Origin of the sequence: Micromonospora sp. URMC 107 (genome assembly GCF_051386315.1) — a bacterium.
Lineage (GTDB): Bacteria > Actinomycetota > Actinomycetes > Mycobacteriales > Micromonosporaceae > Micromonospora.
In genome coordinates this window covers 22,631-48,062 of sequence record NZ_JBPQTK010000032.1, presented here as the reverse complement: position 1 = coordinate 48,062, position 25,432 = coordinate 22,631, and the positions used below count along the sequence as shown (strand labels likewise).

Below are 25,432 nucleotides of genomic sequence, written 5' to 3'. Positions count from 1 at the left end.
GCCGCCCGGGCGGAACCGCTGACGACGGGTGATTCACGCCTCACTCCAGAACCGGGACGAAGACCGCCAGGAGCAGGTACGCGGTCGGCAGCGCGAAGAGGATCGAGTCCAACCGGTCCATCAGGCCGCCGTGCCCCGGGAGCAGGTTGCTCATGTCCTTCACCCCGAGGTCCCGCTTGATCATCGACTCGGCGAGGTCACCGAGGACCGCGGCGCCGGAGACGGCCAGCCCGAAGAGCGCGCCCCACCACGGGGCCACGTCGAGGAGCAGCCAGAGCAGCAGGGCGCTGCCCAGCGCCGCGGCGGTGACCGAGCCGGCGAAGCCCTCCCAGGACTTCTTCGGGCTCACCGAGGGGGCCATCGGGTGCTTGCCGAAGCTGACGCCGGCCGCGTACCCGCCGGTGTCGGAGAGGACCACCGCGGCCAGCGTCACCAGCACCCGCAACTCGCCGTCCTCGGGCACCGCCGCCAGCAGCGCGGCGAACCCACCGAGGAACGGCACGTACACGGCGATGAGGGTGGCGGCGGTCAGGTCCCGCTGGAAGCCGCCCGGCCCGTCGCCGAGCCGCCAGACCATGGTGCCCAGCACGGTCACCAGCAGGCCGAGGCTGAGCGCGTCGGGGCCGGAGAACCAGGCCAGCCCGACGGTGAGCACCCCGCCGGCGACCAACGGCACCAGCGGCGGATGGGCGCCGCTGCGGCGTACCGCCCGGGCCATCTCCCAGATGCCGACGCCGACCGCCGCGGCCACCACCACCAGGAAGGCGGGCGGATAGAAGAACAGCGGCACCACGATCAGGGCGCCGAGACCCACGCCGACGGCGATGGCCGCCGGCAGGTTGCGCCCGGCCCGGCTCGGGACGGGCTGCTGGGTCGGGGGCCGGTCGACGCCGGCCCGGCGCCGGCCGCGCTGCCGGCGGCCCAGCGGCCGCGCGGGCGCGGGCTCCGGCTCGACGTCCCGGACCGGTTCGAGCTGGGTGGTCGGGTACTCGGAGTCGTCGGGCTGGCCGCGGTGGCCGTTCATCGCGGCCGGGTCACCGCCGGTCACCACGTCGGCGGGCGGGCGGGGCTGCGCCGGCGCCTCGGCGTACGCGTCGGGGAGAACGGCGGGACGGCGGTGCCACTGGCCCGGATCGATCTCGGGCTCCGGCCAGGGGAGGCCGGGCGCCGGTGCGGGAGTGGGGGCGTCGGGGCGGTCCCAGCCGCGGGGCTCGGCGCTGCCGTGGGGATCGAGGTGGGCCATCACGCACCGAGCGGGACCGGCACGAGATCCATCAGATGACGCACAACCACAACCATTCCCCTACCCGCGCGACTGTTCCGTCCGGTTGACCCGCCCGACGGCCGGCCGATCCCCACCGTTCACCGCAGGGTGGCCGGGAATCCTGCCGAGCCTACTGCACCCACCGGTCCCTCACGTCGGACCGGCCCCGCGCCGCCCTCCGACGACGGTGGCACCGGACCCTGCCGCCCGGAAGCGGACGGCGGAGCGCCGGTGCCACGATGCCGTCGTCACCGGTGGAGGCCGGCGTACGGCTCACACCTCGAGAAGCTCGTTCTCCTTGTGCTTGACCAGGTCGTCGACGGCGGCGACGAAGCGCTGGGTCAGGTCGTCGAGTTCCTTCTCGGCGCGGCGGCCGTCGTCCTCGCCGACCTCGCCGTCCTTGACGAGCCGGTCCAGCTCCTCCTTGCCCTTGCGGCGGATGTTGCGGATGGCCACCTTGGCCTCCTCACCCTTGTGCCGGGCGACCTTGATCATTTCTCGGCGGCGCTCCTCGGTCATCTGCGGCAGCAGGATGCGGAGCTGGTTGCCCTCGTTGTTCGGGTTGGCGCCGAGGTCGGAGTCGCGGATCGCCTTCTCCATGGCGTTGATCTGCGAGTTGTCGTACGGCTTGATGATCACCATGCGCGGCTCGGGCACCCCGATGGACGCCATCTGGGGCAGCGGGGTGGGGCTGCCGTAGTAGTCAATGATGATCTTGGAGAACATGGCGGCGTTGGCGCGACCGGTGCGGATCGCGCCGAACTCCTCCTTGGCGTGCTCGATGGCACGCTCCATCTTCTCCTCGGCCTCGAGGAGGGTGTCGTCGATCACCGGTCTCCTCGCCTCCTTCTGTGCTCGTCGTGGGCTTGTCGTGTCGGAGGGACCGCTGAGGTCGGGGTCACGCGACCGCTCAGGCGGTGATCAGGGTGCCGATCTTGTCGCCACCCACGGCCCGGATGATGGTGTCGTCGCCCTGCGCGCCGAAGACCAGCATCGGCAGGCCGTTCTCCATGCACAGGCTGAACGCGGCGGCGTCGGCGACCCGCAGGTTGCGCCGCAGCACCTCGGAGAAGGTGATCGAGTCGAACTTGCTGGCGGTCGGGTCGACCCGCGGGTCGGCGGTGTAGACGCCGTCCACGCCGTTCTTGCTCATCAGCACCACGTCGGCGCGGATCTCCAGGGCCCGCTGGGCGGCCACGGTGTCGGTGGAGAAGTACGGCATGCCGGCGCCCGCGCCGAAGATCACCACGCGGCCCTTCTCCAGGTGCCGGATGGCGCGCAGCGGAATGTACGGCTCGGCGACCTGGGCCATCGTGATCGCGCTCTGCACGCGCGTCTCGATGCCCTCCTTCTCCAGGAAGTCCTGCAACGCGAGGCAGTTCATCACGGTGCCGAGCATGCCCATGTAGTCGGCCCGGGCCCGGTCCATGCCGCGCTTCTGCAGCTCGGCGCCCCGGAAGAAGTTGCCGCCGCCGACCACCACCGAGACCTGCACGCCGCGGCGGACCACGGTGGCGATCTGCCGGGCGATGGCCTGCACGACGTCCGGGTCGACCCCGATCGCGCCCCCGCCGAACACCTCACCGGAGAGCTTCAGCACCACCCGGCGGGCCCGACCGGGGGGTGGCGCCGTCGGATCGTCCGCCGCCAGACTCCGGTCACTCACAACCTGCGTCATCCGCCCCGCCCTTCCCCATGCGCACGTCCCGTACGCCCCGTACCGCGAAACTGCCGTAGCCGACCCTATGTGACGAGGAGGCCGCGGTGCCTGTCACGTACACCGGCGGCCTCCTCGTCGACGTTTCCCTGCCCGCGGCGCGCGAAGCGCCCGGGGGCGGCTCAGGCCTGGCCGACCTCGAACCGCACGAAGCGGGTGACCTCGATGCCGGCCTCGGCCAGCAGCTGCTTCACCGTCTTCTTGTTGTCGGCGACCGACGCCTGCTCGAGCAGGACGTAGTCTTTGAAGAACGCGTTCACCCGGCCCTCGACGATCTTCGGCAGGGCGGCCTCGGGCTTGTTCTCCTCGCGGGCGGTCTGCTCGGCGATGCGCCGCTCGGACTCGACGACGTCGGCCGGCACCTCGTCCCGGGTGAGGTACTTCGGCCGCATGGCGGCGATCTGCATCGCGACGCCCCGGGCGTCCGAGTCGGACGCCTCGTCGCTGGCCGTGCCGGTGTACTGCACCAGCACGCCGACCGCCGGGGGCAGGTCCTGGCTCTTGCGGTGCAGGTAGACGGCGGTGGTGCCGTCGAGCTTGGCGAACCGGTTGAGGACGAGCTTCTCGCCGATCTTGGCGGACTGCTCCTGCACCAGGTCGGCGACGGTCTTGCCGTCCAGCTCGGTGGCGAGCAGCTCCTCGGCGGTGCCGACGCCGCTGCGCTCGCCGTGCTCCACCAGCTGCTGGGCCAGCTCGATGAAGGCGTCGGTCTTGGCGACGAAGTCGGTCTCGCAGTTGAGCTCGAGCAGCGCCTTGCCGGAGTGGGCGATCAGACCGTTGGCGGCCGTACGGCCGGCCCGCTTGCCGACGTCCTTGGCGCCCTTGACGCGCAGGATCTCGACGGCCTTGTCGAAGTCGCCCTCGGCCTCGGTCAGCGCCTTCTTGCAGTCCATCATGCCGGCGCCGGTGAGGTCGCGGAGCTTCTTGACGTCCGCGGCGGTGAAGTTGGACATGGCTCTCTCTTCGGTGTTGAGACTGCGGGTGGGTTGGTCCTGGTGCCGGTTACCCGGATCCGGGCGCGACGTGCCCGGCGTACCTGCCGCTCCCCGCCGCCCGGGAGACCGGGCGGCGGGGAGCGGCGGTGCGGTCACTCCGCGGCGGCGGTCGCCGGCTGCTCGACCGGCTGGGCCGGCTCGGCCTGCGGGGCCTGCTCGGCCTGCGGGGCCTGCTCGTCGGCCTTCTTCGGCTCCTCGAGCAGCTCGCGCTCCCACTCGGCCAGCGGCTCGTCGGAGGCGACGCCCGGCTCCGGCTTCTCGTCGCTGCCGCGACGACGGCCGGAACGGGCGATCAGGCCGTCGGCGACGGCGGCGGCCACGACCCTGGTCAGCAGCTCGGCCGAGCGGATCGCGTCGTCGTTGCCCGGGATCGGGAAGTCGACCTCGTCCGGGTCGCAGTTGGTGTCGAGCACCGCGATCACCGGAATGCCCAGCTTGCGGGCCTCGTCGACGGCGATGTGCTCCTTCTTGGTGTCGACCACCCAGATCGCGGCCGGAAGCTTCTGCATGTCCCGCAGACCACCGAGGGTGCGGGTCAGCTTGATCTTCTCGCGGGAGAGCTGCAGGGTCTCCTTCTTGGTGTACCCGGCGGCGGTACCGCTCAGGTCACCCAGGGCCTCCAGCTCCTTCATCCGCTGGAGCCGCTTGTAGACCGTCTGGAAGTTGGTCAGCATGCCACCGAGCCAGCGGTGGTTGACGTACGGCTGACCGACCCGGGTCGCCTGCTCGGCGATGGCCTCCTGGGCCTGCTTCTTGGTGCCGACGAAGAGGATGCTGCCACCCTCGGCGACGGTCCCGCGCACGAACTCGTAGGCCTTCTCGATGTAGTCGAGGGTCTGGCGCAGGTCGATGATGTAGATACCGTTGCGCTCGGTGAAGATGAAGCGCTTCATCTTCGGGTTCCAGCGCCGGGTCTGGTGCCCGAAGTGGACACCGCTCTCCAGCAGCTGACGCATGGTCACGACGGCCATGGTGGGGTACTCCTCGTGGTCCCTGGTTGTCCCGCCCGGCCAGGCGGCCGAGCGTCCTGGCGCCCGGTCGGCGGCCATGGCGGGCCCGACCAAGATCGGGACCAGGGAGGCCGTCGCCCCACGACGGCTCGTGGAGAGGGCGCGCGAGGTCGACCGCGCAAGGCGGTCGCCAGTCGACCAGTGTACGCCCCTTCCCCGCCCCCGATGTCTCGGGTGCGGGGAAGGGGTCGGAACGCCCATTTCCGGCGCCACACGCGCCGGTCGAGGGTCAGCCGACGGCGAGGGCGGCGGCGACGAAGAGCACCAGGCCGACGGTCAGATACGCCGTCGGCGGGCGCAGCCAGCCCCGGCTCCCCTCCGCCAGCGACAGCCCGCCGGTGCGCAGCCCGTACAGGCCGATGGCGAAGATCGGCAGGCCGCAGACCAGGAAGATCCCCACCACCACGTCGGCGGCCGAGACCGGATCGCCGGTCACGCCGCTGAACAGCACCCGCATCGCGGGCACCTCGAACACCACGACCAGCAGGGTGAAGAGCGCGGCCAGCGCCGGCCGCCGGGTCCGGTAGACCCCGTCGCCCACCGGCGGTCCCGGTTGCGGGGCGACCACCGTTGGGTACGCCGGCAGTTCCCCCGGCGGGAGGTCGGCGCGGGGCCCGATCGGCGGCATCGGCCCGGTCGGCATCTCCAGCGCGTTCGGGGTCTCGACCGGCCGGGCGGGCTCGTCGGCCGGCTTCTCCGCCGGGTTCGTGGGCTCGGCGGCCCGACCGGGCGCGACGATCGGGTACCCGCCCAGCGGGGCCGGGCGGGGCGGCTCCACGGTCCGCTCGACGGGCCCCGCCCCGGCCAGGGCGTCGACCCCCGACGTCGACAGCGCGTCGCGGGCCCCCCTCGATTCCCGGGCGGCGCGTCGGCCCGGACGGTCGGTGGGCAGTTCCCCGGAGACGTCCGGATCCGCCTCGGCCCGGCGCGAGCGGCTCGCCCGGTATCCCTCCGTCTCCGACCGGGCGTCCCCGAGCGGCGACACCGCGGCGAAGCGCCCCGAGTCGCCCTCCCCGAACCTCGCGGGCTCCGAGCCGGTGGCAGCGAACCGGCCCGAGTCCTCCGGACCCGTCACCGAGAACCGGCCCGAGTCCTCCGGACCCGTCACGGCGAACCGACCCGAGTCCTCCGGCCCGGTGACGGCGAACCGGCCGGAGTCCTCCGATCCCGTCACGGCGAACCGACCCGAGTCCTCCGATCCCGTCACGGCGAACCGACCCGAGTCCTCCGGTCCCGTCACGGCGAACCTGCCGGAGTCCTCCGGTCCGGCGAAGCGGGCCCGATCGGCCTCGACCGTCCCGAAGCGCCCGGAGTCGGGCTCGACGGACCCGAAGCGTCCCGAGTCGGGCTCCGTCGACGGGCCGAAGCGTCCTGCTTCGCCGCGCCGGGTCCCCACGGAATCGCCGTAGCGGCCGTCCTCCGCGGCCCGGCGCGGCTCGGGGGCGCTCAGGTCGTCGTCCCGGTACCGGGTCTCGGCCTGGCCGCGCCAGTCCGCCTCCCCGTAGCCGCTCTCACGGTCACGGTCGCGGTCGCGATCGGCCGGATACCAGCGCGACTCCTGATCTTCGACAAAGTTCCGTCGTCCGTCCACGTCCGGCACCGTATGCGACCGGCTCCACGGACGCCATTCGCCCCCTGGGCGCCCGCGTGCACCGGGTCACCGCGCGGCGACGGTCGGGCACGGCGGCGGGCGAGCCGGCCCGGCTGTGCGGTGCGGTGCGGTGCGGTGCGCGGGTCGTCGCAGGCGGTGCGGTGCGCCGGTTCGTCGCGGGCGGTGCGGTGCGCGGGTCGTCGCGGGCGGTGCGGTGCGGCGGTTCGTGGGGGCGGTCCACCGGCGCCGACCGCATAGCACGCCGAGGGCATGATCGTCCGTTCGTCCACAGCGCGTCCGCCGTCCACAGCTTCCGCGGCGCGGGGCGGCGGCTCCCCGCCCGTCGGGTGCACCGTGCCGGCATGACGAAGCAGAACCAGGCGGTCGGCGCGTACGGGGAGCGGTGCGCCGTCCGGCACCTGATCGGGGCGGGACTGCGCCCGGTGGCCCGGAACTGGCGCTGCCCGGCCGGGGAGATCGACATCATCGCGTGGGACGGGCCGGTGCTCGCCTTCTGCGAGGTGAAGACCCGCCGCACCGACGAGTTCGGCCCGCCGGCGGAGGCGGTCGTACCGGCCAAGGCCCGCCGGCTGCGCGGGCTCGCCGCCCGGTGGCTCGCCGACACCGGCACCACCGCCGACGAGGTGCGTTTCGACGTCGTCTCGGTACGCCTCACCGGGGCCGGCGCCGCCCGGGTCGAGCACCTCAAGGGGGCGTTCTGATGGGCGGGCCCGACCGGACGGGGGCCGGCGGCGCGGGCCGGCGGGTGGCGTCGTGAGCTACGCGAAGGTGCTCTGCGTGGGCCTGGTCGGCGTCACCGGGCACCTGGTGGAGGTCGAGGCCGACCTGGCCGCCGGACTGCCGGCGGTGGTCATCTCGGGGCTGCCGGACACCGCTCTGCACGAGGCCCGGGACCGGGTCCGCGCGGCAGTGGTCAACTCCGGTCAGCGATGGCCCAACCGGCGGATCACCCTCAACCTGCTGCCGGCCGACCTGCCGAAGTTCGGCTCCGCGTTCGACCTGGCGATAGCGGCGGCCCTGCTGGGCGGCTCCGGCGAGTTGCCGCTGCTGCCGCTCGAACACGTGGTGGTCCTGGGCGAGCTGGGCCTCGACGGCACGGTCCGCCCGGTGCGCGGCGTGCTGCCGATGGTCGCCGCGGCGGCCCGGGCCGGCGTCGGAAAGGTGATCGTCCCAGCCGGCAACGCCGCCGAGGCGGCGGTCGTCCCCGGGGTCCGGGTCCGGGCGGTCGACACGCTGCACCGGTTGGTCAGCTTCATCCGCGACGGCTCGCCCCTGATCGAGCCGGAGCCGGACGGGCCGCCGACAACCGGCGGCGGGCCCGACCTGGCCGAGATCGCCGGGCAGGGGCTGGGCCGAAGGGCGCTGGAGGTGGCCGCGGCGGGTGGGCACCACCTGGCGCTGGTCGGGCCGCCGGGCGCCGGCAAGACCATGCTCGCCGAGCGCCTTCCGTCGATCCTGCCGGAGCTGGACGACGAGGCCGCGCTGGAGGTCACCGCGCTGCACTCGATCGCCGGGCTGCTGCCCCCGGGCGGGCGGTTGCTGCGCCGCCCGCCGTTCCAGGCGCCGCACCACACGGCGACGGTGCCGTCGCTGGTCGGCGGCGGTTCCGGGCTGGCCCGTCCCGGCGCGATCTCGCTCGCCCACCGGGGCGTGCTCTTCCTCGACGAGGCGCCCGAGTTCAGCCGGGGCGCGCTGGAGGCGCTGCGCCAGCCGCTGGAGAACGGCCGGGTCCGGCTGGCCCGCAGCCGGGGCGGCGCCGAGTACCCGGCCCGTACGCAGCTGGTGCTGGCGGCCAACCCGTGCCCGTGCGCCAAGCCGGCCGGGGACGCGTACTGCGAATGCCCGCCGCAGGCCCGGCGGCGCTACCTGAGCCGGCTCTCCGGGCCGTTGCTGGACCGGATCGACGTGCAGGTGCGGCTGCCGCCCGTCCGGGCGGCCGAGCTGATGGCGACCACCGTCGACAGCGAGGCCTCCGCCACCGTCGCCGCGCGGGTGGCGGCGGCCCGGCGGGCGGCGGCCGCGCGCTGGGCGGTGCTCGGCCACCGGCTCAACGCTGAGATACCCGGCCCGTACCTGCGCCGCCCGCCCTGGCGCCTGCCCGGGCCGGACACGGCCGAGCTGCGGGCCCGGCTGGACTCCGGGTCGCTGTCGGCCCGGGGCTTCGACCGGATCATCCGCCTGGCCTGGACGATCGCGGACCTGGACGGTCGGGACCGTCCCGACCGGGAGGACGTCCGGGAGGCCATCCAACTGAGGACGGGGGATACGACGTGAGCACCGACGAGGACACGCTGGCCAGGGTGGCGCTCACCTGGCTCGCCGAGCCGGGCACCTGGTCGGTGCACCGGCTGGTCGACCGGCTGGGCCCGGTGGCGGCGCTCGACCTGCTGCTCGACGGGGGCGCGCCGGAGGAGACGCTGCGCAACGCCGTGGCGGCCCGTTGCGCGGCCGGCGACGCCAGGGCCGTCGCGGCCGAGGCGCTGGCCCGCACGGACCGGCTCGGCGCCCGGATCGTCGTCCCCGACGACGACGAGTGGCCCGTACGCACCGACGACCTGCGCCGGCTCCGGCTGCCCGGCGCCTACCGGCGGGTCGACGTCGAGACCGCTCCCCCGCTCTGCTTCTGGGTACGCGGCTCGTGGCCGCTCGGTGAGGCGTTCGACCGCTCCGTCGCGGTCGTCGGTGCCCGCGCCGCCACCGGGTACGGCACGCACGTCGCCACGGACCTCGGCTACGGGCTGGCCGACCGGGACTGGACCGTCGTCTCGGGCGGCGCCTTCGGCATCGACGCCGCGGCCCACCGGGGCGCGCTCAACGCCGGTGGCCGCACCGTGGCGGTGCTCGCCTGCGGCGTGGACCGCCCGTACCCGATGGGCAACGCGGCGCTGTTCGACCGGATCGCCGAGACCGGGCTGCTGGTCAGCGAGTGGATGCCGGGCGCCGATCCGCTCCGGCCCCGGTTCCTCATCCGCAACCGGGTGATCGCGGCGGGCACCCTCGGCACGGTGCTGGTGGAGGCGGCTGCCCGCAGCGGCGCCACACAGACCACCCACCGGGCGCTCGCCCTGGGCAGACCCAGCATGGTGGTGCCCGGCCCGGTCACGTCGGCGATGTCCGTCGGCGCCCACGAGACGCTGCGGGACCATCCGAGGGCCCGGCTGGTGACCGGCGTCGCGCAGGTGCTGGAGGAGGTCGGACGGATCGGCGACCTGGCGCCCGTACCGCGCGGCCCGCAGCGGCCGGTCGACCTGCTCGACGACGACGCGCGGGCCGTCGTCGAGGCGTTGCCCCGCCGGGGGGCGATGGGCGTGGATGTCCTCGCCGCGCGGGCCGGGCTGCCCGTCCGTACCGCGCTGCGGAAGCTGTCGATGCTCGAGGAGCTGGCCCTGGTGCTCCGCCGCGACGACGGGTACGCCCTCGCGCCGCCGGCAGCCAGAAGCGCGACCACCGCGCGACCGGCGACGCCGGAGGGACCGTGAGCCCGGTCAGTCACCCTCGAAACGGATCTCCATCGCGCGGTCCTGCCGGCAGCGCCGCGCCAGCCGGTCCAGCTGGCGCACGTGCGTCATCTCCGGCGTCGACCGGGCCACCTCGGCGAGGCAGCGCACCTCGGCGAGGAGCTGCGGCGCCTGGCCGGCGGGGACCACCAGCTCGCCGACCGGATCCACCCGGTCGAGCAGCGGGGTACGCCCGCCACCCCGGACCCGCCTGACGAGACTCAGCAGCACGTCGTCGGGATCGGGCAGCACCTCGGCCGGCACGACGCGGCGCCGGTCGGAGCCCGCCCCGACCGCCCGGTAGAGGACGACGTCCACCCCCATGTCCGGCCCCCTTCGTCGAGCCTGGTCCCGTCGCGCGGCGACCACGACCAGGGCCCACCTCCGCTGGTACGACCAGTCTGCTCGCACCGGCCGGCGCAATCCACCACCCGGGCCGCGCGCCCGTGGCGGGACCACCCGCGAGCCGGCTCGCCGGGTCTCTCGGCGGGCCCCGGCGGCCCAGCGGCCCCGGCGGCCCCGGCGGCCCGGCGGCCCCGGCGGCCCGGCGGCCCAGCGGCCCGGCGGCCCAGCGGCCCGGCGGCCCAGCGGCCCAGCGGCCGGGCGGCCGGGCGGCCGGGCGGCTCTCGGCGGTTCGGCTGTCCTGCCGGCGCCGCCGGTCGACCGTAGGCTGGTCGTGTGCCGTCCGAGGATCCGCCGCCCACCGCCGCCACGGCCTCGCCCCGCACGACCGCACCCGCAGCTCGGTCCAACGGGGCGGGGACGCGCCCGCGAGGGACGCCGACCGCCCGGGCTCGGCGGCCGGCGGGTCCGCGCCGCCGCGCACACGCGGGTGGTCGCGAGGGAGCCGCCGTACGGTGCGTGGTCGCGAGGGAGTCGTGGTGAGGCGGGAGGCGAACGGCACCCGGGCGACCCACGCGGCCCTCCCACCGGCGATGCGGGAGGCGGTGGACGACTTCGCCGGGCACCTGGCCGGTGTGCGCAACCGGTCCGCCCACACCGTCCGGGCGTACGTCGGTGACGTGGTGTCCCTGTTGGACCACGCCCACCGGATGGGCTGCGCCGAACTACCGGAGCTGGACCTCGCCGTGCTGCGCAGTTGGCTGGCGAAGCAGCGGACGATGGGGGCCGCCCGCACGTCACTCGCCCGCCGGGCCGCCTCGGCGCGGACGTTCAGCGCCTGGGCGCACCGCTGCGGGCTGCTCCCCGCCGACGTGGCGGGCGCCCTGGCCAGCCCGCGCGCCCACCGGGACCTGCCGACCGTGCTGCGCGCCGACCAGGCGGCCGCCCTGGTCGAGGCGCCGGGCCGGCTCGCCCCGGGCGTGCCGCCGCCGCCCGCCGAGAGCGACTTCCGGCCATCGTCGTCCGGTCAGGGCGGCTCCCGACCGACGCCGTCCGCCGAGGACGGCTCCCCGGCCACGCCGTCCGTGGCCGGTGACTCCCCGATGTCGCCTCCGGAAGACGGCTCACGGCCGACGTCGACCCTAGAGGATGGCTCACGGCCGACGTCGCCTCCCGAGGACGGCTCACGGCCGGGGTCGTCGGATCCGTCCCGGGCGGCCGACGGGGTCGCCGAGGCGGTGTCGCTGCGGGACCGGGCGCTGCTGGAGCTGCTCTACGGCACGGGGGTGCGGATCAGCGAGGCGTGCGGCCTCGACGTCGCCGACGTCGACCACGCGCGACGGGTGGTGCGGGTGTTCGGCAAGGGCGGCCGGGAACGCGCCGTCCCGTACGGGGTGCCGGCCCAGCGGGCGCTCGACGAGTGGCTGCGCCACGGCCGGCCGACACTGGCCGCACCGCACTCCCGCGACGCGCTGCTGCTCGGCGCCCGCGGCGGACGGCTCAACCCGACGACGGCACGGCGGATCGTCAGCGGGTACGCGGACGCCGCCGGCCTGCCTCCGGTCAGCCCGCACGGGCTGCGGCACTCGGCGGCCACCCACCTGCTCGAGGGCGGCGCCGACCTGCGGGCGGTGCAGGAGCTGCTGGGCCACTCGTCCCTGGCGAGCACCCAGATCTACACCCACGTCTCCGTGGAGCGGCTCCGCGCCGCCTACCGCCAGGCCCACCCCCGCGCCTGAGTCCCGCCGTCACCGGCCGCCCCGCGCCCGGGCTCCCCCGCCTGCGGCCCCTGCCTCAACGCCTGCGCACCGCCCCGGCCGGGTCGCGACCCGGTTCCGAGCGACCGCACCGACCAGCCCGGGCACGACGGACCGGGATCGGCCAGCCCAGGCACGACGGACCGGGATCGGCCAGCCCAGGCACGACGGACCGGCACCGACCAGCCCGGCGCGACGGGCAAGCTGGCCTCCGACCAGGACGGCAGGACGGCCTCCGACCAATCCGGGCACGACGGGCAAGAGGGCCGATCACCGACCAGGACGGACAGGACCGACCAGGACGGACAGGACGGCGGCCCGGCAGGACGGGCTGACGGTCAGGATCGGCGCGGCGACGAGCCCGGCCCGTCGGGGGCCGAACCCCGGAGCACGACGTGCGGCTCCCGCCCGAGGTCCAGGCACATCCGCACGTCGTCGTAGCGTTCGTCGCCCACCTCGATGACGTTCGGCAGCCGCCCCCACTCGCGGAAGCCGAGGCGCTCGTAGAGCTCGATGGCACCGTGGTTGTTGCCGCGCACGCCCAGCGCGAGGGTCTCGATGCCGGCCTTGCGGGCGTCGTCGACCAGCGCGCCGGTGACGAGGCGACCGATCCCACGGCCACGGGCGGCGGGGTGTGCGGTGATCTTCTCCAGGTCGGCGTAGTGGGCGAAGATCGGCTTCGGACCGCGCCGCCACGTCCCGGTGCCCACCACCCGGTCGTCCAGCACGGCGAGGACCAGCGCGGCGTCGCCGGCCTCGACCAGGCCGAGCACCCCGTCCAGCCAGGCGTCGGTCTCGGCGCGGCCGGGCGGGACCGCGTACCCGATCGCACCGCCGCGCTCGGCGACCGCGTGCAGCACCCGGTGCACCTCGGCCCGGAGCTGCCGGTCGGCCGCGGTCGGCCAGCGCAGTTCGACGTCCATGACCAGCGATTCTCCGGGATCGAGGAGGGTCGACCGACACGGGCACCCGACGCGACGGCGCTTCGGACGGGCGCCCGGCGGCGGTGCCCGACGGGCCGTACCCGGCGGAGCGGCGGCGGGACATCGACCGGTCGCTACGATCGTCGGGTGAGCCTCCCGCAGCCGCCCGAGCCGATCGCGGCAGCCCGCCTGCTCTTCTCGCTCGACCCGGCGGTCAGCCACCTGAACCACGGCTCGTTCGGCGCGGTGCCGATCGCCGTGCAGCGGTCCCAGCAGCGGCTGCGCGACGAGATGGAGGCCAATCCGCTGCGTTTCTTCACGCAGGGCCTGGTCGACCGGATCACCCACACCCGCCGGCACCTGGCCGGCTTCCTGGGCGCCGACCCGGACGGCACCGCGCTGGTCCCGAACGCCACCACCGGCGTGGCCGTGGTGCTCCAGTCGCTCGGCCTGCGCCCCGGCGACGAGGTGCTCACCACCGACCACGGCTACGGCGCGGTCGGGCTCTCCATCGCCCGGGAGTGCCGGCGTACGGGGGCGGTCAGCCGGGCGTTGCCCGTCCCGTTGGCCGCGTCGGACGGGGAGATCCTCCAGATCGTCCGCGCCGGGCTGCGCCCCGGCCGGACCCGGCTGCTCGTCGTGGACCAGCTCACCTCGGCCACCGCCCGGCTCTTCCCCGTCGCCGCGATCGTCGGCGTGGCCCGGGAGCACGGGATACCGGTCCTCGTCGACGCCGCGCACGCGCCGGGCATGCTTCCGACGCCGGTGGGCGACGTCGGCGCCGACTTCTGGGTGGGCAACCTGCACAAGTGGGCGTACGCGCCGCGCGGCACCGCCGTGCTGGTGGTCGCCCCACCGTGGCGGGAGCGGATCGAACCGCTGACCGTCTCCTGGGAGCAGGAGTCGGGGTTCCCCGGCCGGGTCGAGTGGGCGGCGACCCAGGACTACACGGGCTGGCTGGCCGCGCCGGGGGGCCTGTTCACGCTGCGCAGCCTCGGCGTCGACCGGGTACGCGGGCACAACGCCGCGCTGGCGGCGTACGGCCAGCGGGTGCTGGGGGACGCGCTCGGGGTGGCCCCCGCCGACCTGCCGGACCCCGGCGGACCCGGGATCGCCATGCGGATCGTCCCGCTGCCGGCGGGCCTGGCCACCACGCTCGACGCGGCGCGGGCGCTGCGGGAACGCATCGCCGAGCGACTCGCCACCGAGGTCGCGGTCATGGCGTGGAACGGGCGGGGCTGGCTGCGGCTCTGTGCCCAGGTCTACAACACCCGGGACGAGTACGAGCGGCTCTCGCTGCGGCTCCCCCCGCTGCTCGCCCAGCGCTGAGGCGCGAGGAAGGGCCCTTCCTGACTTTCCGCCGCGCAGGAAGGGCCGGCCTGACCGGCACCCCCACCACCGCAGCTCCCCACGTTCACCGGCAGACGGACGAACGGCGCGGACGAACGACCCGACGAGCGGCGGGGACCAACAACGCGGACGAACGGCACGAGCGGCGCGGACGAACGGCGCCCGGATGGTCGGCGCGCCGGCGAACGGCGCGCGGGCGGACGGGGTCGGCCCGGGGTCGACGCCGTCGAGCGGCAGCAGCCGCACGGGTCCCAGGCCGAGCAGGGCCAGCGGATCCAGGTAGTCGGCGCCACGCCGCAGCCCCCAGTGCAGGCAGGCGGGAGCGGGGCATCCCGGATGGCCGGCGAGCAGGGCGCCCAAGGGTGTTCCGGCAACCAGGCGGTCGCCGGGGCGCACCGCCGGCGACACCGGCTCGTGGGTGGTCCGCAGTCCGTCGGCGTGCCCGACCGTGACGACGGGCCGGCCGGCCACCAGGCCGGCGAAGAGCACCGTGCCGGCACCGGCGGCCCGCACGGTCGCGCCCGGCGCGGCGGCCAGGTCGACGCCCCGGTGGCCGGGCAGCCACGGCCGTGGCGGCGGGTCGAACCGGCGGACCGGGCGCGGGACGCCGTCGAGCGGCCACCGGAACCGCGCCGCCCGGAACGCCGGAGCCCGGGACGCCACGGCCCTGAACGACGGGACCCCGGACGACCCGGCCCAGGGCGGCACGGCCCCAGGCGACCCGGCCCAGGGTGGCACGGCCACAGGCGACCCGGCCACGGGCACCACGACGCCGGGCGGTCCCGACCCGGACGTCGACGCGGCGGCACCCCCGACGGCGGGCGGCCGGAGCACCGCCGGCACCGGCGAGGGGACGGGCGCGGCCGGCCCCGGGGACAGCAGGGCGGCGCAGAGCGCGGCGGCACCGGTACGCGTGGCTGGTCGCATGGGGCGCAGCCTGCCCGGCGGGCGTTCGCCACCGCCACCCGCGACGCCCGCTCCTGTGGACGGCGGGTGTCCTGTGGACGGACGCCCGGAAGGCGAATCGATCTGCTACGGGGCCGGCGGCCGACCCACGAGGCCGCAGCGCCACGAGGCCACGACGCCGCGAGGCGTCAGATCACGAAGCCGCGACGCCACGAGGCAGCGCGGCCACGACCGCCGCCGGGCGGCCGGCCCGTCGGGCGGGCCCGAGGGCGGCGGCCGGCGCCCGCGAGGCCCTAGGCTGGCTCGGACGAACGGCGGAGCCGCCGCCGTCCGGCCCGGGGAGGCCTCGATGACCACACTGGACGACGTCAGCGGGCCCTCCCGTGTGGCGGAGCCGGGCGAGGGGATCACCGCCGAGGAGTTGCAGCTCGCCGCCCGCAACCACGGCATCCCGCTGGAGGCGCTGCGCTACGACGTGACCCCGGCCGGCCTGCACTACCTGCTCATCCACTACGACATCCCGGACCTCGACCCGGCCACGCACGCGCTGACCGTGGCCGGCGCGGTGGACCGGCCGCTCACCCTCGACCTGGCCGCGCTGCGCGAGCGGCCCCGGGTCACCCGCCGCGTGACGCTGGAGTGCGCCGGCAACGGGCGCGCCCTGCTGCACCCCAGGCCGGTGAGCCAGCCGTGGCTGGTGGAGGCGGTCGGCAACGCGGAGTGGACCGGCACCCCGCTGGCGCCGCTGCTGCGCGAGGCGGGGATCGCCGCCGACGCCGTGGACGTGGTGTTCACGGGCGCCGACCACGGCGTGGAACGCGGCGTCGAGCAGGACTACCAGCGGGCGCTGCCGGCCGCCGACGCGCTGCGCGAGGAGGTGCTGCTGGCGTACGAGATGAACGGCGCCCCCCTGCTGCCGCAGCACGGCGCCCCGCTGCGGCTGATCGTGCCCGGCTGGTACGGCATGGCGCACGTCAAGTGGCTGCGCGCGATCGACGTACGCACCGAGGCGTTCGACGGCTACCAGAACGCGGTCGCCTACCGGCTGCGGCGGGACGCGGACGACCCCGGGGTGCCGGTGACCCGGATCGAGCCGCGGGCGCTGGTCCGGCCGCCCGGCTTCCCCGACTTCATGTCCCGCACCCGCGTGCTGCGGCCCGGTCCGTGCACGCTGGACGGTCGCGCCTGGTCCGGTCACGCCCCCGTCGTCTCGGTGGAGGTGACCACCGACGGCGGGGCCAGTTGGCGACCGGCCATCCTGGACGAGCAGGCCGGCGGGGAGTTCGCCTGGCGTCGGTGGCGCTACGAGTGGACGGCGTCGCCGGGGAGGCACGTCCTCGGGGCCCGCGCCACCGACGCCTCCGGCCGCTGCCAGCCGGTGGAGCAGCCGTGGAACCGGGGCGGTTTCGCCAACAACCTCGTCCAGCGGGTCGAGGTCGTGGTGCTGTCGGCCTGAGGCCGGTCACCGGGGAGGAGGGGGACGACGGCCTCGCGGCGGTGGGGGCGCCGACGGGGCCGTACGCCCGGCGTCGCGGGCGACCGGGCGGTGGACCGGCGGTGGATCAGCCGCCGAAGCCGGAGTCGGCGGGCAGCGAGATGTCGGGCTTCTCCAGCTCCTCGACGTTGACGTCCTTGAAGGTCATCACCCGGACGTTCTTCACGAACCGCGCCGGGCGGTACATGTCCCACACCCAGGCGTCGTGCATCTCGACCTCGAAGTAGACCTCGCCGTCGGAGTTGCGCACGTGCAGGTCTACCTGGTTGGCCAGGTAGAACCGACGCTCCGTCTCCACCACGTAGGAGAACTGGCGGACAATGTCGCGGTACTCCCGGTAGAGCTGCAGCTCCATCTCGGTCTCGTACTTCTCGAGGTCTTCCGCGCTCATCGCACTCCGCCTTCCATGACCACATCTTCCCCCACCGACGCCGGAGGCTGAGGCTGCTCGCCCAACGCCACGCCGACGGTACCCCCTGGCGGGCAGGAGCGCTCCATCGGCTCGTCCCGCCTCGCCTCCGCCGGCCGACGCGACCGGGGCGGGGCGCCGTCGCGACCGGACACCGTCGCCACGTTGACGTACGAGAACCGGTGCTCCCGGCACGGCCCCCGGTCGCGCAGCGCCGCGGTGTGTTCCGCGGTGATGTAACCCTTGTGCTCGGCGAACCCGTAGCCCGGGAACGCCCCGTCCAGCTCGACCATGATCCGGTCCCGGGTGACCTTGGCTAGCACGCTCGCCGCCGCCACGCAGGCGGCCACCCGGTCGCCCTTCCACACCGCCAGCCCCGGCACGTCGAGGCCGTCCACTCCGAAGCCGTCGGTCAGCACGTAGTCGGGGCGGGTCGTCAGCGACGCCAGGGCGCGACGCATCGCGGCCAGGTTGCACACGTGCAGGCCCCGCTCGTCGACCTCCTCGGCCGGAATGACCACCACGGCGTACGCCAGCGCGCGGGCCACGACCTCGTCGTGGATCCGCTCCCGGCTGGCGGGGGTGAGCAGCTTGGAGTCGGCCAGCCCGTCGATCTCGCCGCGGCGCCCCTCGGGCAGGATCGCGGCGGCGGCGACCAGCGGCCCGGCGCAGGCGCCGCGACCCGCCTCGTCGGCGCCGGCGACGTGCCGGAAGCCGCGCCGCTGCAACGCGCGCTCCAGTGCGTAGAGCCCGCCCTCGCGGCGCACGACCGTGCGCGGCGGCGTCAGCACGGCGCGCCCTCCCCGGCCGTCGGCGTCGCCGAGGCGGCCAGCGCCCGGGCCAGCACCGCCGGCAGATCCGGCGGGTAGTAGCGCTCCCCGCTGGCGGCCAGCTCGTCCGGCTGCCACCACCGGTGGGCGGCGACGCTGGCCCGCTCGATTGCGTTGAAGCCCGCGGTGTCGACCTCGTGACTCGTCACCCGCACCAGGAAGAACTCCTGTTCCTGCCGGTACCACACGCCGTCGAAGGGGAACTCCGTCACGTCGCGGTGCACGGGCGCGCCGAACGCCGGGGCCGGCAGCCGCAGCCCGGTCTCCTCGGCCAGCTCCCGCGCGGCGCACTCGGGGTAGGTCTCCCCCGGGTCCAGGCCGCCGCCGGGGGTGAACCACCAGCGGCCGTGCTCGGGGCGGGCCGGGTCGGAGCCGCTGAAGAGCAGCACCCGACCCGCCGCGTCGACGAGCAGGACGCGCGCCGCACGCCGGGGGGTGTAGACGGTCACCGCACCAGCCTGCCAGACGCCGCCGACAACGCACACGCCCGGCGACCCCTACGGCTCGGGGATGGCCTCGTACTGCTCGGGGACGCTCAGCCAGGTGGCCCGGCCGACGGGCCAGAAGACGGTGAAGGCCCGCCCCACGACGTCGCCCTCGGGGATGGTGGCGACGGTGATGTCCTGACCGGACTGCTGCCAGTGCTCCAGCGAGTCGCCCGACGCCTCGCGGTGGTCGCCCATCACCCAGAGCCGGCCCTTCGGGACGGTGATGTCGAACTCCTCGGCGGTCTTGTCCCCCGGGAAGATGTAGGGCTCCTCCAGCGACTTGCCGTTGATCACCAGCCGCTCCTGCGCGTCGCAGCAGACCACGTGGTCGCCGCCCACGCCGATGACGCGCTTGATGAAGTCCTCGCCGTCGGGGTTGGCGCTCCACTCCAGGGGGGCCTTGAAGACGATCACCTCGCCCCGGTGCGGGGACCGGAAGTCGTAGACCAGCTTGTTGACCAGCACCCGATCGTCGATCTGGAGGGTGTTCTCCATCGACGGGGAGGGAATGAAGAAGGTCTGCAGCACGAAGGCGCGCACCAGCACCGCGACCAGGATCGCCACACCCAGGAGGATGGGCAGCTCCTTCCAGAAGGAGCTGCGCGGCTTGTCGGTCTGCTCGTCAATCACGGCAAGAGCCTACGTTGCCCGGCCGGACGCCACCGTCCGGAACGCGCGAGAACGGCGAGCACGGCAGCGATCGGGACGAACAGCACCGGATCGCCCTCCGGCGTGGAGCGGACCGGGGGCGGAGCGCCGGTGGAGGCGGCCGGCGGGCCGGCGACGTCGTCGAAGGTCGCGGGCACCGACAGGGTGCTCCAGCGCGACGACGGCCAGACCACCGTGAACGCCCGGCCCACCACGTTCTCGATCGGCACCGACCCCTGGCAGCGGGCGTCCTGGGAGACCATGCGGTGGTCGCCCATGACGAAGATCTGCCTGGGCGGGACCACGACCTCCTCGAAGCGCCGGGACCGGCATTCGCGGGCGTTGGGCGGGATGTCGAGCGGCGAGTCCCGCAGGACGTACGACGACTCGTCGAGCGGCGTGCCGTTGACCAGCACCCGCCCCTCGGCGTCGCAGCACTTCACCCGGTCGCCGGGCAGGCCGATGACCCGCTTGATGAAGTCCTTCTCGCCGGGGCGGCTGACGCCGACGAGGTCGCCGATGGTCCGGCTGAGCTTGCCCGCGAACCCGGGCTCCGGTCCCTCGTCGACCTGCGAGGCCCACCGGTCGGTGCCCCGGAAGACGACGACCTCGCCCCGCACCGGGTCGCGCACGTCGTAGACGACCTTGTTGACCAGGACCCGGTCGCCGACGAGGAGGGTGTCCTCCATCGAGCCGGAGGGGATGAAGAACGCCTGGAGCAGGAAGGTGCGGATCAGCACCGCGAGACAGAACGCGACGACGAGCAGCAGTGGCAGCTCCTGCCAGAGGGGCATCTGACGGCGGGGCCGGCGGGCCCGACGGCGCCACGGGTCGACGGCGCCGTCCTCGTCAAGCGTCTGTACCACGCCACTCTCCGGTCAGCAGAAATGACACTACCGCCCGGGAACCCCGTCGGGGCTCCCCGGGCGGTAGTGGCCGTCGCTCCGCCGTGGAGGCGGGACGTCGCCCGGCTGCGCCCGTAGCGACCAGGGTAGTGCGCTCCGGTCGGTACGACATACGCGCAGCTCGGGCGGCGTGGCGAGCGCGAGGTCAGCTGGGCTGCTTCTCGCGCTTCTCCTTGATCTTGGCCTTCTTGCCCCGCAGCTCGCGCAGGTAGTAGAGCTTGGCGCGGCGGACGTCACCGCGGGTCACGACCTCGATCCGGTCGATCGCCGGGCTGTTGATCGGGTAGGTGCGCTCGACACCGACACCGAAGCTGATCTTGCGCACCGAGAAGGTCTCGCGCAGACCGTCACCCTGGCGGCGGATGACGACGCCCTGGAAGATCTGGACACGGGACCGGTTGCCCTCGACGACCCGGGCGTGCACCTTGACGGTGTCACCGGCACGGAAGTCGGGGAGGTCGGTGCGCTTCGACTGGGCGTCAAGGGCGTCCAGGATGTTCATCGCTGCGTCCTCGTGAGGCTCACGGCGCACCGTCAATCGGTGCGCGGGTGGGTGATTCTGATCCCCGGGTGGCGGTCGGTGACCCGACCCCGGTCGGGGATCCTCGCAGCCGTCCGCGGCGCGGCCGGTTGCGGCAACCCCTCTACTTTGCCACATCCCCCGACGGCACCTGAAATCCGGCCCGGTCCAGCGCGGCGACGTCCCGTTTGTCCAGGCGGTCCGGGTGCAGCGCGGCGAGCATGTCGGGACGGCGCGTCGCGGTGCGGGTCAGCGCCTCGTCCCGCCGCCAGCGGGCGATCCTGCCGTGGTCGCCGGAGCGGAGCACCTCCGGCACCTCCAGCCCGCGCCAGGTCGCCGGCTTCGTGTACATGGGGGCCTCCAGCAGCCCGTGGGCGTGCGACTCCTCGGCCAGCGAGCCCGCGTTGCCGAGCACGCCGGGCAGCAGCCGGGTGACCGCCTCCAGGATCACCAGCACGGCCACCTCCCCGCCGAAGAGGACGTAGTCGCCCAGCGAGACCTCGGTCACCGGCATCCGGGTGGCGGCGTGGTCGAGCACCCGCTGGTCGATGCCCTCGTACCGGCCGCAGGCGAAGAGCAGGTGCGGCTCGGCGGCCAGCTCGTGCGCCGTGGCCTGGGTGAAGGGGGCGCCGGTCGGGGCCGGCACCACCAGCCGGGGCGGGGTCACCTCCGCCGGGGCGAGGGCGTCGAGCGCCTCGCCCCACGGCTCCGGCCGCATCACCATGCCGGGACCGCCGCCGTAGGGCGTGTCGTCGACCGTGCGGTGCACGTCGTGGGTCCAGATCCGCAGGTCGTGTACGGCCAGCCGCAACGTGCCGTTCGCCCGCGCCCTGCCGATCAGCGACAGGTCCAGCGGGGCGAAGTACTCCGGGAAGATCGACACGATGTCGACGCGCATGCGGGGCTGCTCCAGCGGTTCTACAGATCGAGCAGACCGGCCGGCGGGTCGACGACGACGCGACCGCCGGCGAGGTCTACCTCGGGGACGATCGCCTTGACGAACGGGATGAGCGCGGTGCCGCCCTCGGCACGGCGCAGCACCAGCAGGTCGGAGGCGGGGGCGTGGTCGATCCGGGCCACCTCGCCCAGCCGGTCGCCGTCGGGGGTGACCACGGCCAGCCCGACGAGCTGGTGGTCGTGGAACTCCTCCGGGTCCTCGGGCGGGGCGACGCCAGCGCTGTCGACCCCGAGCAGGGTGCCACGCAGCGCCTCGGCGACGTCCCGGTCTGCGACGCCCTCGAACGCGACCAGCATCCGCCCCTGGTGCCAGCGGGCGGACTCCACGACCAGTTCGGCGGGCACCCGGAAGGGCTGGCCCTGCTCGGGCGCGGCCGGCGGCGGCGGGACCGCCCCGGGCTCGGTGCGCGGCGCCCGGTCGCCGGACGCGGAGCGGGGCGGCGCCCCGGGCACGGTGTTCAGCACCATGCCCGGGGCGAACCGCGCTTCGGGCTCGTCGGTCCGCACCTCCACGGTGACCTCACCGCGGATGCCGTGCGGCTTGCCGATCCTGCCGACGATGAGCAGCATCAGTACGAGTCGACGATGTCGACGCGTACGCCGCGCCCGCCGATGGAGCCGATCACCTGGCGCAGCGCCTTGGCGGTCCGGCCGGACCGCCCGATCACCGTGCCGAGGTCCTCCGGGTGCACGCGGACTTCCAGCCGCTTGCCCCGGCGGGAGTCGACCATCCGGACGCGTACGTCATCGGGGTGGTCGACGATGCCCTTGACCAGGTGCTCCAACGCCGGACGCAGAGGCATGTCAGGCCTGCTCACCGGCGTCGGCAGCGGCGGCCGGGGCCTCGGCCGGAGCCTCGGTCTTCGGCGCCTCGGCCGGAGCCTCGGTCTTGGCGGCCTTCTTGGCCGGCTTGGCCGGGGTCTCGGCCAGCCCGGCGGCGGCCTTCGCCTCGGCCTCGTACGCCGCGGTGCGGTCGACCCGCTCCGGGGCGACCTTCAGCGGCGGCGGGGCCGGCAGGCCCTTGAACTTCTGCCAGTCACCGGTCAGCTCCAGCAGCCGCTGCACCGCCTCGCTCGGCTGGGCGCCGACGGACAGCCAGTACTGGACCCGCTCCGACTTGACCTCGATGACCGAAGGGTCTTCCTTCGGCTGGTAGACCCCGACGAACTCGATCGCCCGGCCGTCGCGCTTGGTGCGCGAGTCGGCGATGACGATGCGGTACTGCGGGTTGCGGATCTTGCCCATCCGCAGGAGCCGGATCTTTACGGCCACAGTTGTTTCGCTCCTGTTGCGATCTCACCTGCCCGAACGGGCGGTGCACGGGTGAGTGTCGACCGGCACAGTGGGGTTGGGCCGGAGACTGCTCGGTGGACTGGCGACGTGCCCGGGTTAGAGGGCGCCGGACACACGCCGGATACCAGCCAGCCATTCTGCCAGATCGGGCCCGGATCTCTCACACCGGACCGCCCCGGGTCACCCGCCGGGCGGCGGAAGTGACCGAAAGCACACCGGCGGAGGCTGGTCCGGCTTCTCGCGCGGCGGGGTCAGCGCGCCGGGGGGCGGTCCCAGCCGGGCGGCAACTCGTCGGGGGTGACCCAGTCGGGCGGCGGGGTGAAGTCGCACCAGGTGCCGTCGAACGGGAACTCCCCCGCCTCGGCGAGCGCGATCACCCGCTTCCCCTCGGCCCGGACCGCGTCCGGGTCGGCCACCCAGTAGTGCTCGGGGAAGGCCAGCCGCTCGACGAACTCCTCCTCGTCCTTCCACTCCCAGCGCAGGTCCGGGCGGACGACCACGTCGAGGTCCTGGTCCACCATGTCGACGCCGGCGAGCGCGCCGTCGTCCCAGCGCACCCCGTGCTCCTCCAGGTTGACGTACCAGTTGGCGAAGCGGTCGTGCGCGTCGCGGAACCACCACACCGAGTGGGCGGCCCCGGCGGGCAGGAACTTGAGCACGGACGGGCCGTTCCACCGGCCGGGGGCCAGGCGGTACGACGAGGAGATCCACTCGGTGAACGGCACCGCCCGCATGCCCAGCCCGGCAGCGGTGACCTCGCTCGCGACCGGGGAGTTGCGGGCCACCCAGAGCAGCAGGCCCCGGTCGTCGTCGCTGACCACCCGCGCGGTGCGCACCCAGCCGATCCGGCCCCGGCGTACGTTGCGGTGCACGATCAGTCGCCCAGGTTCGAATCTCACGCCCCGACCCTACCGACGCCGCCCGGTGCACCTGCCGCCGCCGCGCGCCCCGGATGCGCGCAAGGGCCCCCTCCACCGCCTGGGGCGGCAGGAGGGGACCCTTCCCGGAGCGGGTTCAGTAGGCGCGGGCCAGAATGGCGACCAGGTCGGGCTCGTCCTCGGAGTCGGGCACCGAGCCGTCGGCGCGCAGCAGGCAGCGCACGGTGACGCCCTGGCCGTTCGCCTCCGCCTCGCCCTGGACGCCGACCGCCGACCACGGCACCATGGCCCAGCCGGTGGCCGCCGCCTCGATCGCCTCGGCGAGGGTCGACACCTCGACCGTGCGGGACTTCCGGTGGGCCAGCGCCTGGTCGTGCAGGGCCCGCTGGTCGGCGTCGAGGGCGGCCAGCACGGCGGTCACCACGTCGGCCACCGGCGTCGGGGACTTCGAGCCGTCCGTACGGCGCACCACGACCGCGTTGCCGGCGGCCAGGTCGCGGGGGCCGACCTCGACGCGTACCGGATAGCCCCGCAGCTCGGCGTCGACGGCCCGGCGGCCGAACGGGGTGTCCGTGCGGTCGTCGAGCGCGACCCGGACCCCGGCGTCGCGCAGCGCGTCGCAGAGCTTCTTCGCCGCCTCGCCGACGCCCTCGCCGTCCTTGACCACCATGACGTACGCCTGCACCGGCGCCAGCCTCGGCGGCACGCGCAGGCCGTTGTCGTCGCCGTGGCACATGATCAGGCCGCCGAGCATCCGGGTCGAGGTGCCCCAGGAGGTCGTCCAGGCGTGCTCCCGGCCGCCCTCGGCCGACGAGTAGCTGATGTCGAAGGCCTTGGCGAAGTTCTGCCCCAGCTCGTGGCTGGTGCCGAGCTGGAGGGCCTTGCCGTCACCCATCATGCCTTCGCAGGTGTAGGTGGCGGTGGCCCCGGCGAAGCGCTCGCGGGCCGTCTTCAGGCCCACGACCACCGGGATGCCGAGCACGTTGACCATCAGGTCCTCGTACGCCTCGTGCAGGATCCGGCGGGCGTAGGCGCGGGCGTCGTCGCGGGTGGCGTGCGCCGTGTGCCCCTCCTGCCAGAGGAACTCGCTGGTGCGCAGGAAGATGCGGGGGCGCAGCTCCCAGCGGACCACGTTGGCCCACTGGTTGAGCAGCAGGGGCAGGTCCCGGTACGAGTCGATCCACTTGGCCATGAACTCGCCGATGACGGTCTCGCTGGTGGGGCGCACCACCACCGGCTCGGCGAGCTGCTTGCCACCGCCGTGCGTCACCACCGCGAGCTCCGGCGAGAAGCCCTCGACGTGCTCCGCCTCGCGCTTGAGGTAGCTCTCCGGGATGAAGAGCGGGAAGTACGCGTTCTCCGCGCCCGCCGCCTTGATCCGGGCGTCCATCTCGGCCTGCATCCGTTCCCAGATGGCGTAGCCGGCCGGTCGGATGACCATGGTCCCCCGGACCGGGCCGTTGTCGGCCAGCTTCGCCTTGGCGATCAGGTCCTGGTACCAGCGGGGAAAGTCCTCCGCACGGGGAGTGAGCACGCGTGCCATGACCGCACATCCTATGCGTCGGCCGAAGGGACGACGCCATCGGGCGCGACGTCGCCGGTGTCCGCCGTGCCGGCCGGTGCGGCGGGCCGTAGG

At 74.7% G+C, this 25,432-nt stretch carries 25 protein-coding genes and 2 pseudogenes; 6 read left to right on the top strand and 21 right to left on the bottom strand.

Features of this window, described 5'->3' with window-relative positions; translation table 11 throughout:
• Positions 1-40: 40 nt before the first annotated feature.
• The 6 genes from ACSNN9_RS10510 to ACSNN9_RS10485 form a co-directional block, all read right to left on the bottom strand.
• Complete coding sequence (locus ACSNN9_RS10510) at positions 41-1,243, bottom strand: phosphatidate cytidylyltransferase (protein ID WP_436672845.1); 1,203 nt, start codon at positions 1,241-1,243, stop codon at positions 41-43.
• A gap of 294 nt (positions 1,244-1,537) precedes the next feature.
• Positions 1,538-2,095, bottom strand: a complete 558-nt coding sequence (gene frr / locus ACSNN9_RS10505) for a ribosome recycling factor (protein ID WP_089001534.1) — start codon at positions 2,093-2,095, stop codon at positions 1,538-1,540.
• Positions 2,096-2,174: 79 nt separating this feature from the next.
• Complete coding sequence (pyrH, locus tag ACSNN9_RS10500; protein WP_091096741.1) at positions 2,175-2,942, bottom strand: UMP kinase; 768 nt, start codon at positions 2,940-2,942, stop codon at positions 2,175-2,177.
• Positions 2,943-3,103: 161 nt separating this feature from the next.
• On the bottom strand, positions 3,104-3,934 hold the full coding sequence (gene tsf / locus ACSNN9_RS10495) for a translation elongation factor Ts (protein WP_436672844.1): 831 nt from the start codon (positions 3,932-3,934) through the stop codon (positions 3,104-3,106).
• Between the two features lie 134 nt (positions 3,935-4,068).
• The gene (gene rpsB / locus ACSNN9_RS10490; RefSeq protein ID WP_436672843.1) at positions 4,069-4,947 is read right to left on the bottom strand and encodes a 30S ribosomal protein S2; all 879 of its coding nucleotides are present in this window, start codon (positions 4,945-4,947) and stop codon (positions 4,069-4,071) included.
• 268 nt (positions 4,948-5,215) lie between these two features.
• The gene (locus ACSNN9_RS10485) at positions 5,216-6,226 is read right to left on the bottom strand and encodes a hypothetical protein (protein ID WP_436672851.1); all 1,011 of its coding nucleotides are present in this window, start codon (positions 6,224-6,226) and stop codon (positions 5,216-5,218) included.
• Between the two features lie 713 nt (positions 6,227-6,939).
• On the opposite strand from ACSNN9_RS10485, the gene ACSNN9_RS10480 reads away from it, so the two are divergent.
• From ACSNN9_RS10480 to ACSNN9_RS10470, 3 genes are read left to right on the top strand one after another with little or no spacing between them, the layout of a single operon-like run.
• Positions 6,940-7,299 (top strand): YraN family protein, encoded by a 360-nt coding sequence (locus tag ACSNN9_RS10480; RefSeq protein WP_358084421.1) that lies wholly within the window; start codon positions 6,940-6,942, stop codon positions 7,297-7,299.
• 52 nt (positions 7,300-7,351) lie between these two features.
• On the top strand, positions 7,352-8,872 hold the full coding sequence (locus tag ACSNN9_RS10475; protein WP_436672842.1) for a YifB family Mg chelatase-like AAA ATPase: 1,521 nt from the start codon (positions 7,352-7,354) through the stop codon (positions 8,870-8,872).
• On the top strand, positions 8,869-10,077 hold the full coding sequence (locus ACSNN9_RS10470; protein WP_436672841.1) for a DNA-processing protein DprA: 1,209 nt from the start codon (positions 8,869-8,871) through the stop codon (positions 10,075-10,077). Before ACSNN9_RS10475 ends, ACSNN9_RS10470 begins: the two co-directional genes overlap by 4 nt.
• 6 nt (positions 10,078-10,083) lie before the next feature.
• Here the strand turns inward: ACSNN9_RS10470 and ACSNN9_RS10465 are convergent, their stop codons facing one another.
• Positions 10,084-10,419 (bottom strand): hypothetical protein, encoded by a 336-nt coding sequence (locus tag ACSNN9_RS10465; RefSeq protein WP_436672840.1) that lies wholly within the window; start codon positions 10,417-10,419, stop codon positions 10,084-10,086.
• Positions 10,420-11,030: 611 nt separating this feature from the next.
• Here ACSNN9_RS10465 and ACSNN9_RS10460 point away from each other — a divergent pair.
• A complete protein-coding gene (locus ACSNN9_RS10460) occupies positions 11,031-12,176 on the top strand; it encodes a tyrosine-type recombinase/integrase (protein ID WP_436672850.1) in 1,146 nt (381 codons plus the stop codon).
• Between the two features lie 356 nt (positions 12,177-12,532).
• Here ACSNN9_RS10460 and ACSNN9_RS10455 read toward each other — a convergent pair whose 3' ends face one another.
• On the bottom strand, positions 12,533-13,117 hold the full coding sequence (locus tag ACSNN9_RS10455; RefSeq protein ID WP_357872119.1) for a GNAT family N-acetyltransferase: 585 nt from the start codon (positions 13,115-13,117) through the stop codon (positions 12,533-12,535).
• A gap of 147 nt (positions 13,118-13,264) precedes the next feature.
• Between ACSNN9_RS10455 and ACSNN9_RS10450 the strand changes: the two genes are divergently transcribed.
• Entirely contained in the window at positions 13,265-14,446 is a 1,182-nt protein-coding gene (locus tag ACSNN9_RS10450) for an aminotransferase class V-fold PLP-dependent enzyme (protein WP_436672839.1), read from the top strand.
• Between the two features lie 243 nt (positions 14,447-14,689).
• Here the strand turns inward: ACSNN9_RS10450 and ACSNN9_RS10445 are convergent.
• A pseudogene (locus tag ACSNN9_RS10445) lies at positions 14,690-15,394 on the bottom strand (murein hydrolase activator EnvC family protein); the annotation flags it as partial.
• Between the two features lie 328 nt (positions 15,395-15,722).
• Between ACSNN9_RS10445 and ACSNN9_RS10440 the strand changes: the two are divergent.
• On the top strand, positions 15,723-16,829 hold the full coding sequence (locus ACSNN9_RS10440) for a sulfite oxidase (RefSeq protein ID WP_436672838.1): 1,107 nt from the start codon (positions 15,723-15,725) through the stop codon (positions 16,827-16,829).
• Between the two features lie 106 nt (positions 16,830-16,935).
• Here the strand turns inward: ACSNN9_RS10440 and ACSNN9_RS10435 are convergent, their stop codons facing one another.
• The 12 genes and pseudogenes from ACSNN9_RS10435 to proS all read right to left on the bottom strand — a co-directional run bounded on the left by ACSNN9_RS10435 (position 16,936) and on the right by proS (position 25,339).
• Positions 16,936-17,259, bottom strand: coding sequence for a DUF2469 domain-containing protein (locus tag ACSNN9_RS10435; RefSeq protein ID WP_007075222.1), 324 nt, complete (start codon positions 17,257-17,259; stop codon positions 16,936-16,938).
• A complete protein-coding gene (locus tag ACSNN9_RS10430) occupies positions 17,256-18,068 on the bottom strand; it encodes a ribonuclease HII (RefSeq protein WP_436672837.1) in 813 nt (270 codons plus the stop codon). Before ACSNN9_RS10430 ends, ACSNN9_RS10435 begins: the two co-directional genes overlap by 4 nt.
• Positions 18,062-18,556: an NUDIX hydrolase gene (locus tag ACSNN9_RS10425; protein ID WP_436672836.1), complete on the bottom strand. Its 495-nt coding sequence runs from the start codon at positions 18,554-18,556 to the stop codon at positions 18,062-18,064. Before ACSNN9_RS10425 ends, ACSNN9_RS10430 begins: the two co-directional genes overlap by 7 nt.
• Positions 18,557-18,604: 48 nt before the next feature.
• Complete coding sequence (lepB, locus tag ACSNN9_RS10420; protein WP_436672835.1) at positions 18,605-19,225, bottom strand: signal peptidase I; 621 nt, start codon at positions 19,223-19,225, stop codon at positions 18,605-18,607.
• Positions 19,226-19,234: 9 nt separating this feature from the next.
• Positions 19,235-20,109, bottom strand: a pseudogene (gene lepB / locus ACSNN9_RS10415) (signal peptidase I).
• Positions 20,110-20,293: 184 nt separating this feature from the next.
• Entirely contained in the window at positions 20,294-20,650 is a 357-nt protein-coding gene (gene rplS, locus ACSNN9_RS10410) for a 50S ribosomal protein L19 (RefSeq protein WP_089001547.1), read from the bottom strand.
• A gap of 142 nt (positions 20,651-20,792) precedes the next feature.
• Positions 20,793-21,566 carry a tRNA (guanosine(37)-N1)-methyltransferase TrmD gene (trmD, locus tag ACSNN9_RS10405; protein ID WP_436672834.1) on the bottom strand — a complete coding sequence of 258 codons (774 nt, stop codon included), beginning with the start codon at positions 21,564-21,566 and terminating at the stop codon, positions 20,793-20,795.
• Positions 21,567-21,586: 20 nt separating this feature from the next.
• Entirely contained in the window at positions 21,587-22,192 is a 606-nt protein-coding gene (rimM, locus tag ACSNN9_RS10400) for a ribosome maturation factor RimM (RefSeq protein ID WP_436672849.1), read from the bottom strand.
• A gap of 2 nt (positions 22,193-22,194) precedes the next feature.
• Positions 22,195-22,455 (bottom strand): RNA-binding protein, encoded by a 261-nt coding sequence (locus tag ACSNN9_RS10395; protein ID WP_172862164.1) that lies wholly within the window; start codon positions 22,453-22,455, stop codon positions 22,195-22,197.
• On the bottom strand, positions 22,430-22,897 hold the full coding sequence (gene rpsP / locus ACSNN9_RS10390) for a 30S ribosomal protein S16 (protein ID WP_357872139.1): 468 nt from the start codon (positions 22,895-22,897) through the stop codon (positions 22,430-22,432). Before rpsP ends, ACSNN9_RS10395 begins: the two co-directional genes overlap by 26 nt.
• 272 nt (positions 22,898-23,169) lie before the next feature.
• Positions 23,170-23,817: a DUF402 domain-containing protein gene (locus ACSNN9_RS10385; RefSeq protein WP_436672832.1), complete on the bottom strand. Its 648-nt coding sequence runs from the start codon at positions 23,815-23,817 to the stop codon at positions 23,170-23,172.
• A 115-nt stretch (positions 23,818-23,932) separates the two neighbouring features.
• A complete protein-coding gene (gene proS, locus ACSNN9_RS10380) occupies positions 23,933-25,339 on the bottom strand; it encodes a proline--tRNA ligase (RefSeq protein ID WP_436672831.1) in 1,407 nt (468 codons plus the stop codon).
• Between the last annotated feature and the right edge of the window lie 93 nt (positions 25,340-25,432).

Excerpts from the sequence above, each read along its gene's own strand:
- ACSNN9_RS10455 (WP_357872119.1), bottom strand. The coding sequence starts at position 13,117 with ATGGACGTCGAACTGCGCTGGCCGACCGCGGCCGACCGGCAGCTCCGG.
- tsf (WP_436672844.1), bottom strand. The coding sequence starts at position 3,934 with ATGTCCAACTTCACCGCCGCGGACGTCAAGAAGCTCCGCGACCTCACC.
- ACSNN9_RS10440 (WP_436672838.1), top strand. The coding sequence starts at position 15,723 with ATGACCACACTGGACGACGTCAGCGGGCCCTCCCGTGTGGCGGAGCCG.
- ACSNN9_RS10460 (WP_436672850.1), top strand. The coding sequence starts at position 11,031 with ATGCGGGAGGCGGTGGACGACTTCGCCGGGCACCTGGCCGGTGTGCGC.
- rplS (WP_089001547.1), bottom strand. The coding sequence starts at position 20,650 with ATGAACATCCTGGACGCCCTTGACGCCCAGTCGAAGCGCACCGACCTC.
- ACSNN9_RS10435 (WP_007075222.1), bottom strand. The coding sequence starts at position 17,259 with ATGAGCGCGGAAGACCTCGAGAAGTACGAGACCGAGATGGAGCTGCAG.
- proS (WP_436672831.1), bottom strand. The coding sequence starts at position 25,339 with ATGGCACGCGTGCTCACTCCCCGTGCGGAGGACTTTCCCCGCTGGTAC.
- ACSNN9_RS10465 (WP_436672840.1), bottom strand. The coding sequence starts at position 10,419 with ATGGGGGTGGACGTCGTCCTCTACCGGGCGGTCGGGGCGGGCTCCGAC.
- pyrH (WP_091096741.1), bottom strand. The coding sequence starts at position 2,942 with ATGACGCAGGTTGTGAGTGACCGGAGTCTGGCGGCGGACGATCCGACG.
- ACSNN9_RS10480 (WP_358084421.1), top strand. The coding sequence starts at position 6,940 with ATGACGAAGCAGAACCAGGCGGTCGGCGCGTACGGGGAGCGGTGCGCC.
- trmD (WP_436672834.1), bottom strand. The coding sequence starts at position 21,566 with ATGCGCGTCGACATCGTGTCGATCTTCCCGGAGTACTTCGCCCCGCTG.
- rpsB (WP_436672843.1), bottom strand. The coding sequence starts at position 4,947 with ATGGCCGTCGTGACCATGCGTCAGCTGCTGGAGAGCGGTGTCCACTTC.
- ACSNN9_RS10510 (WP_436672845.1), bottom strand. The coding sequence starts at position 1,243 with ATGGCCCACCTCGATCCCCACGGCAGCGCCGAGCCCCGCGGCTGGGAC.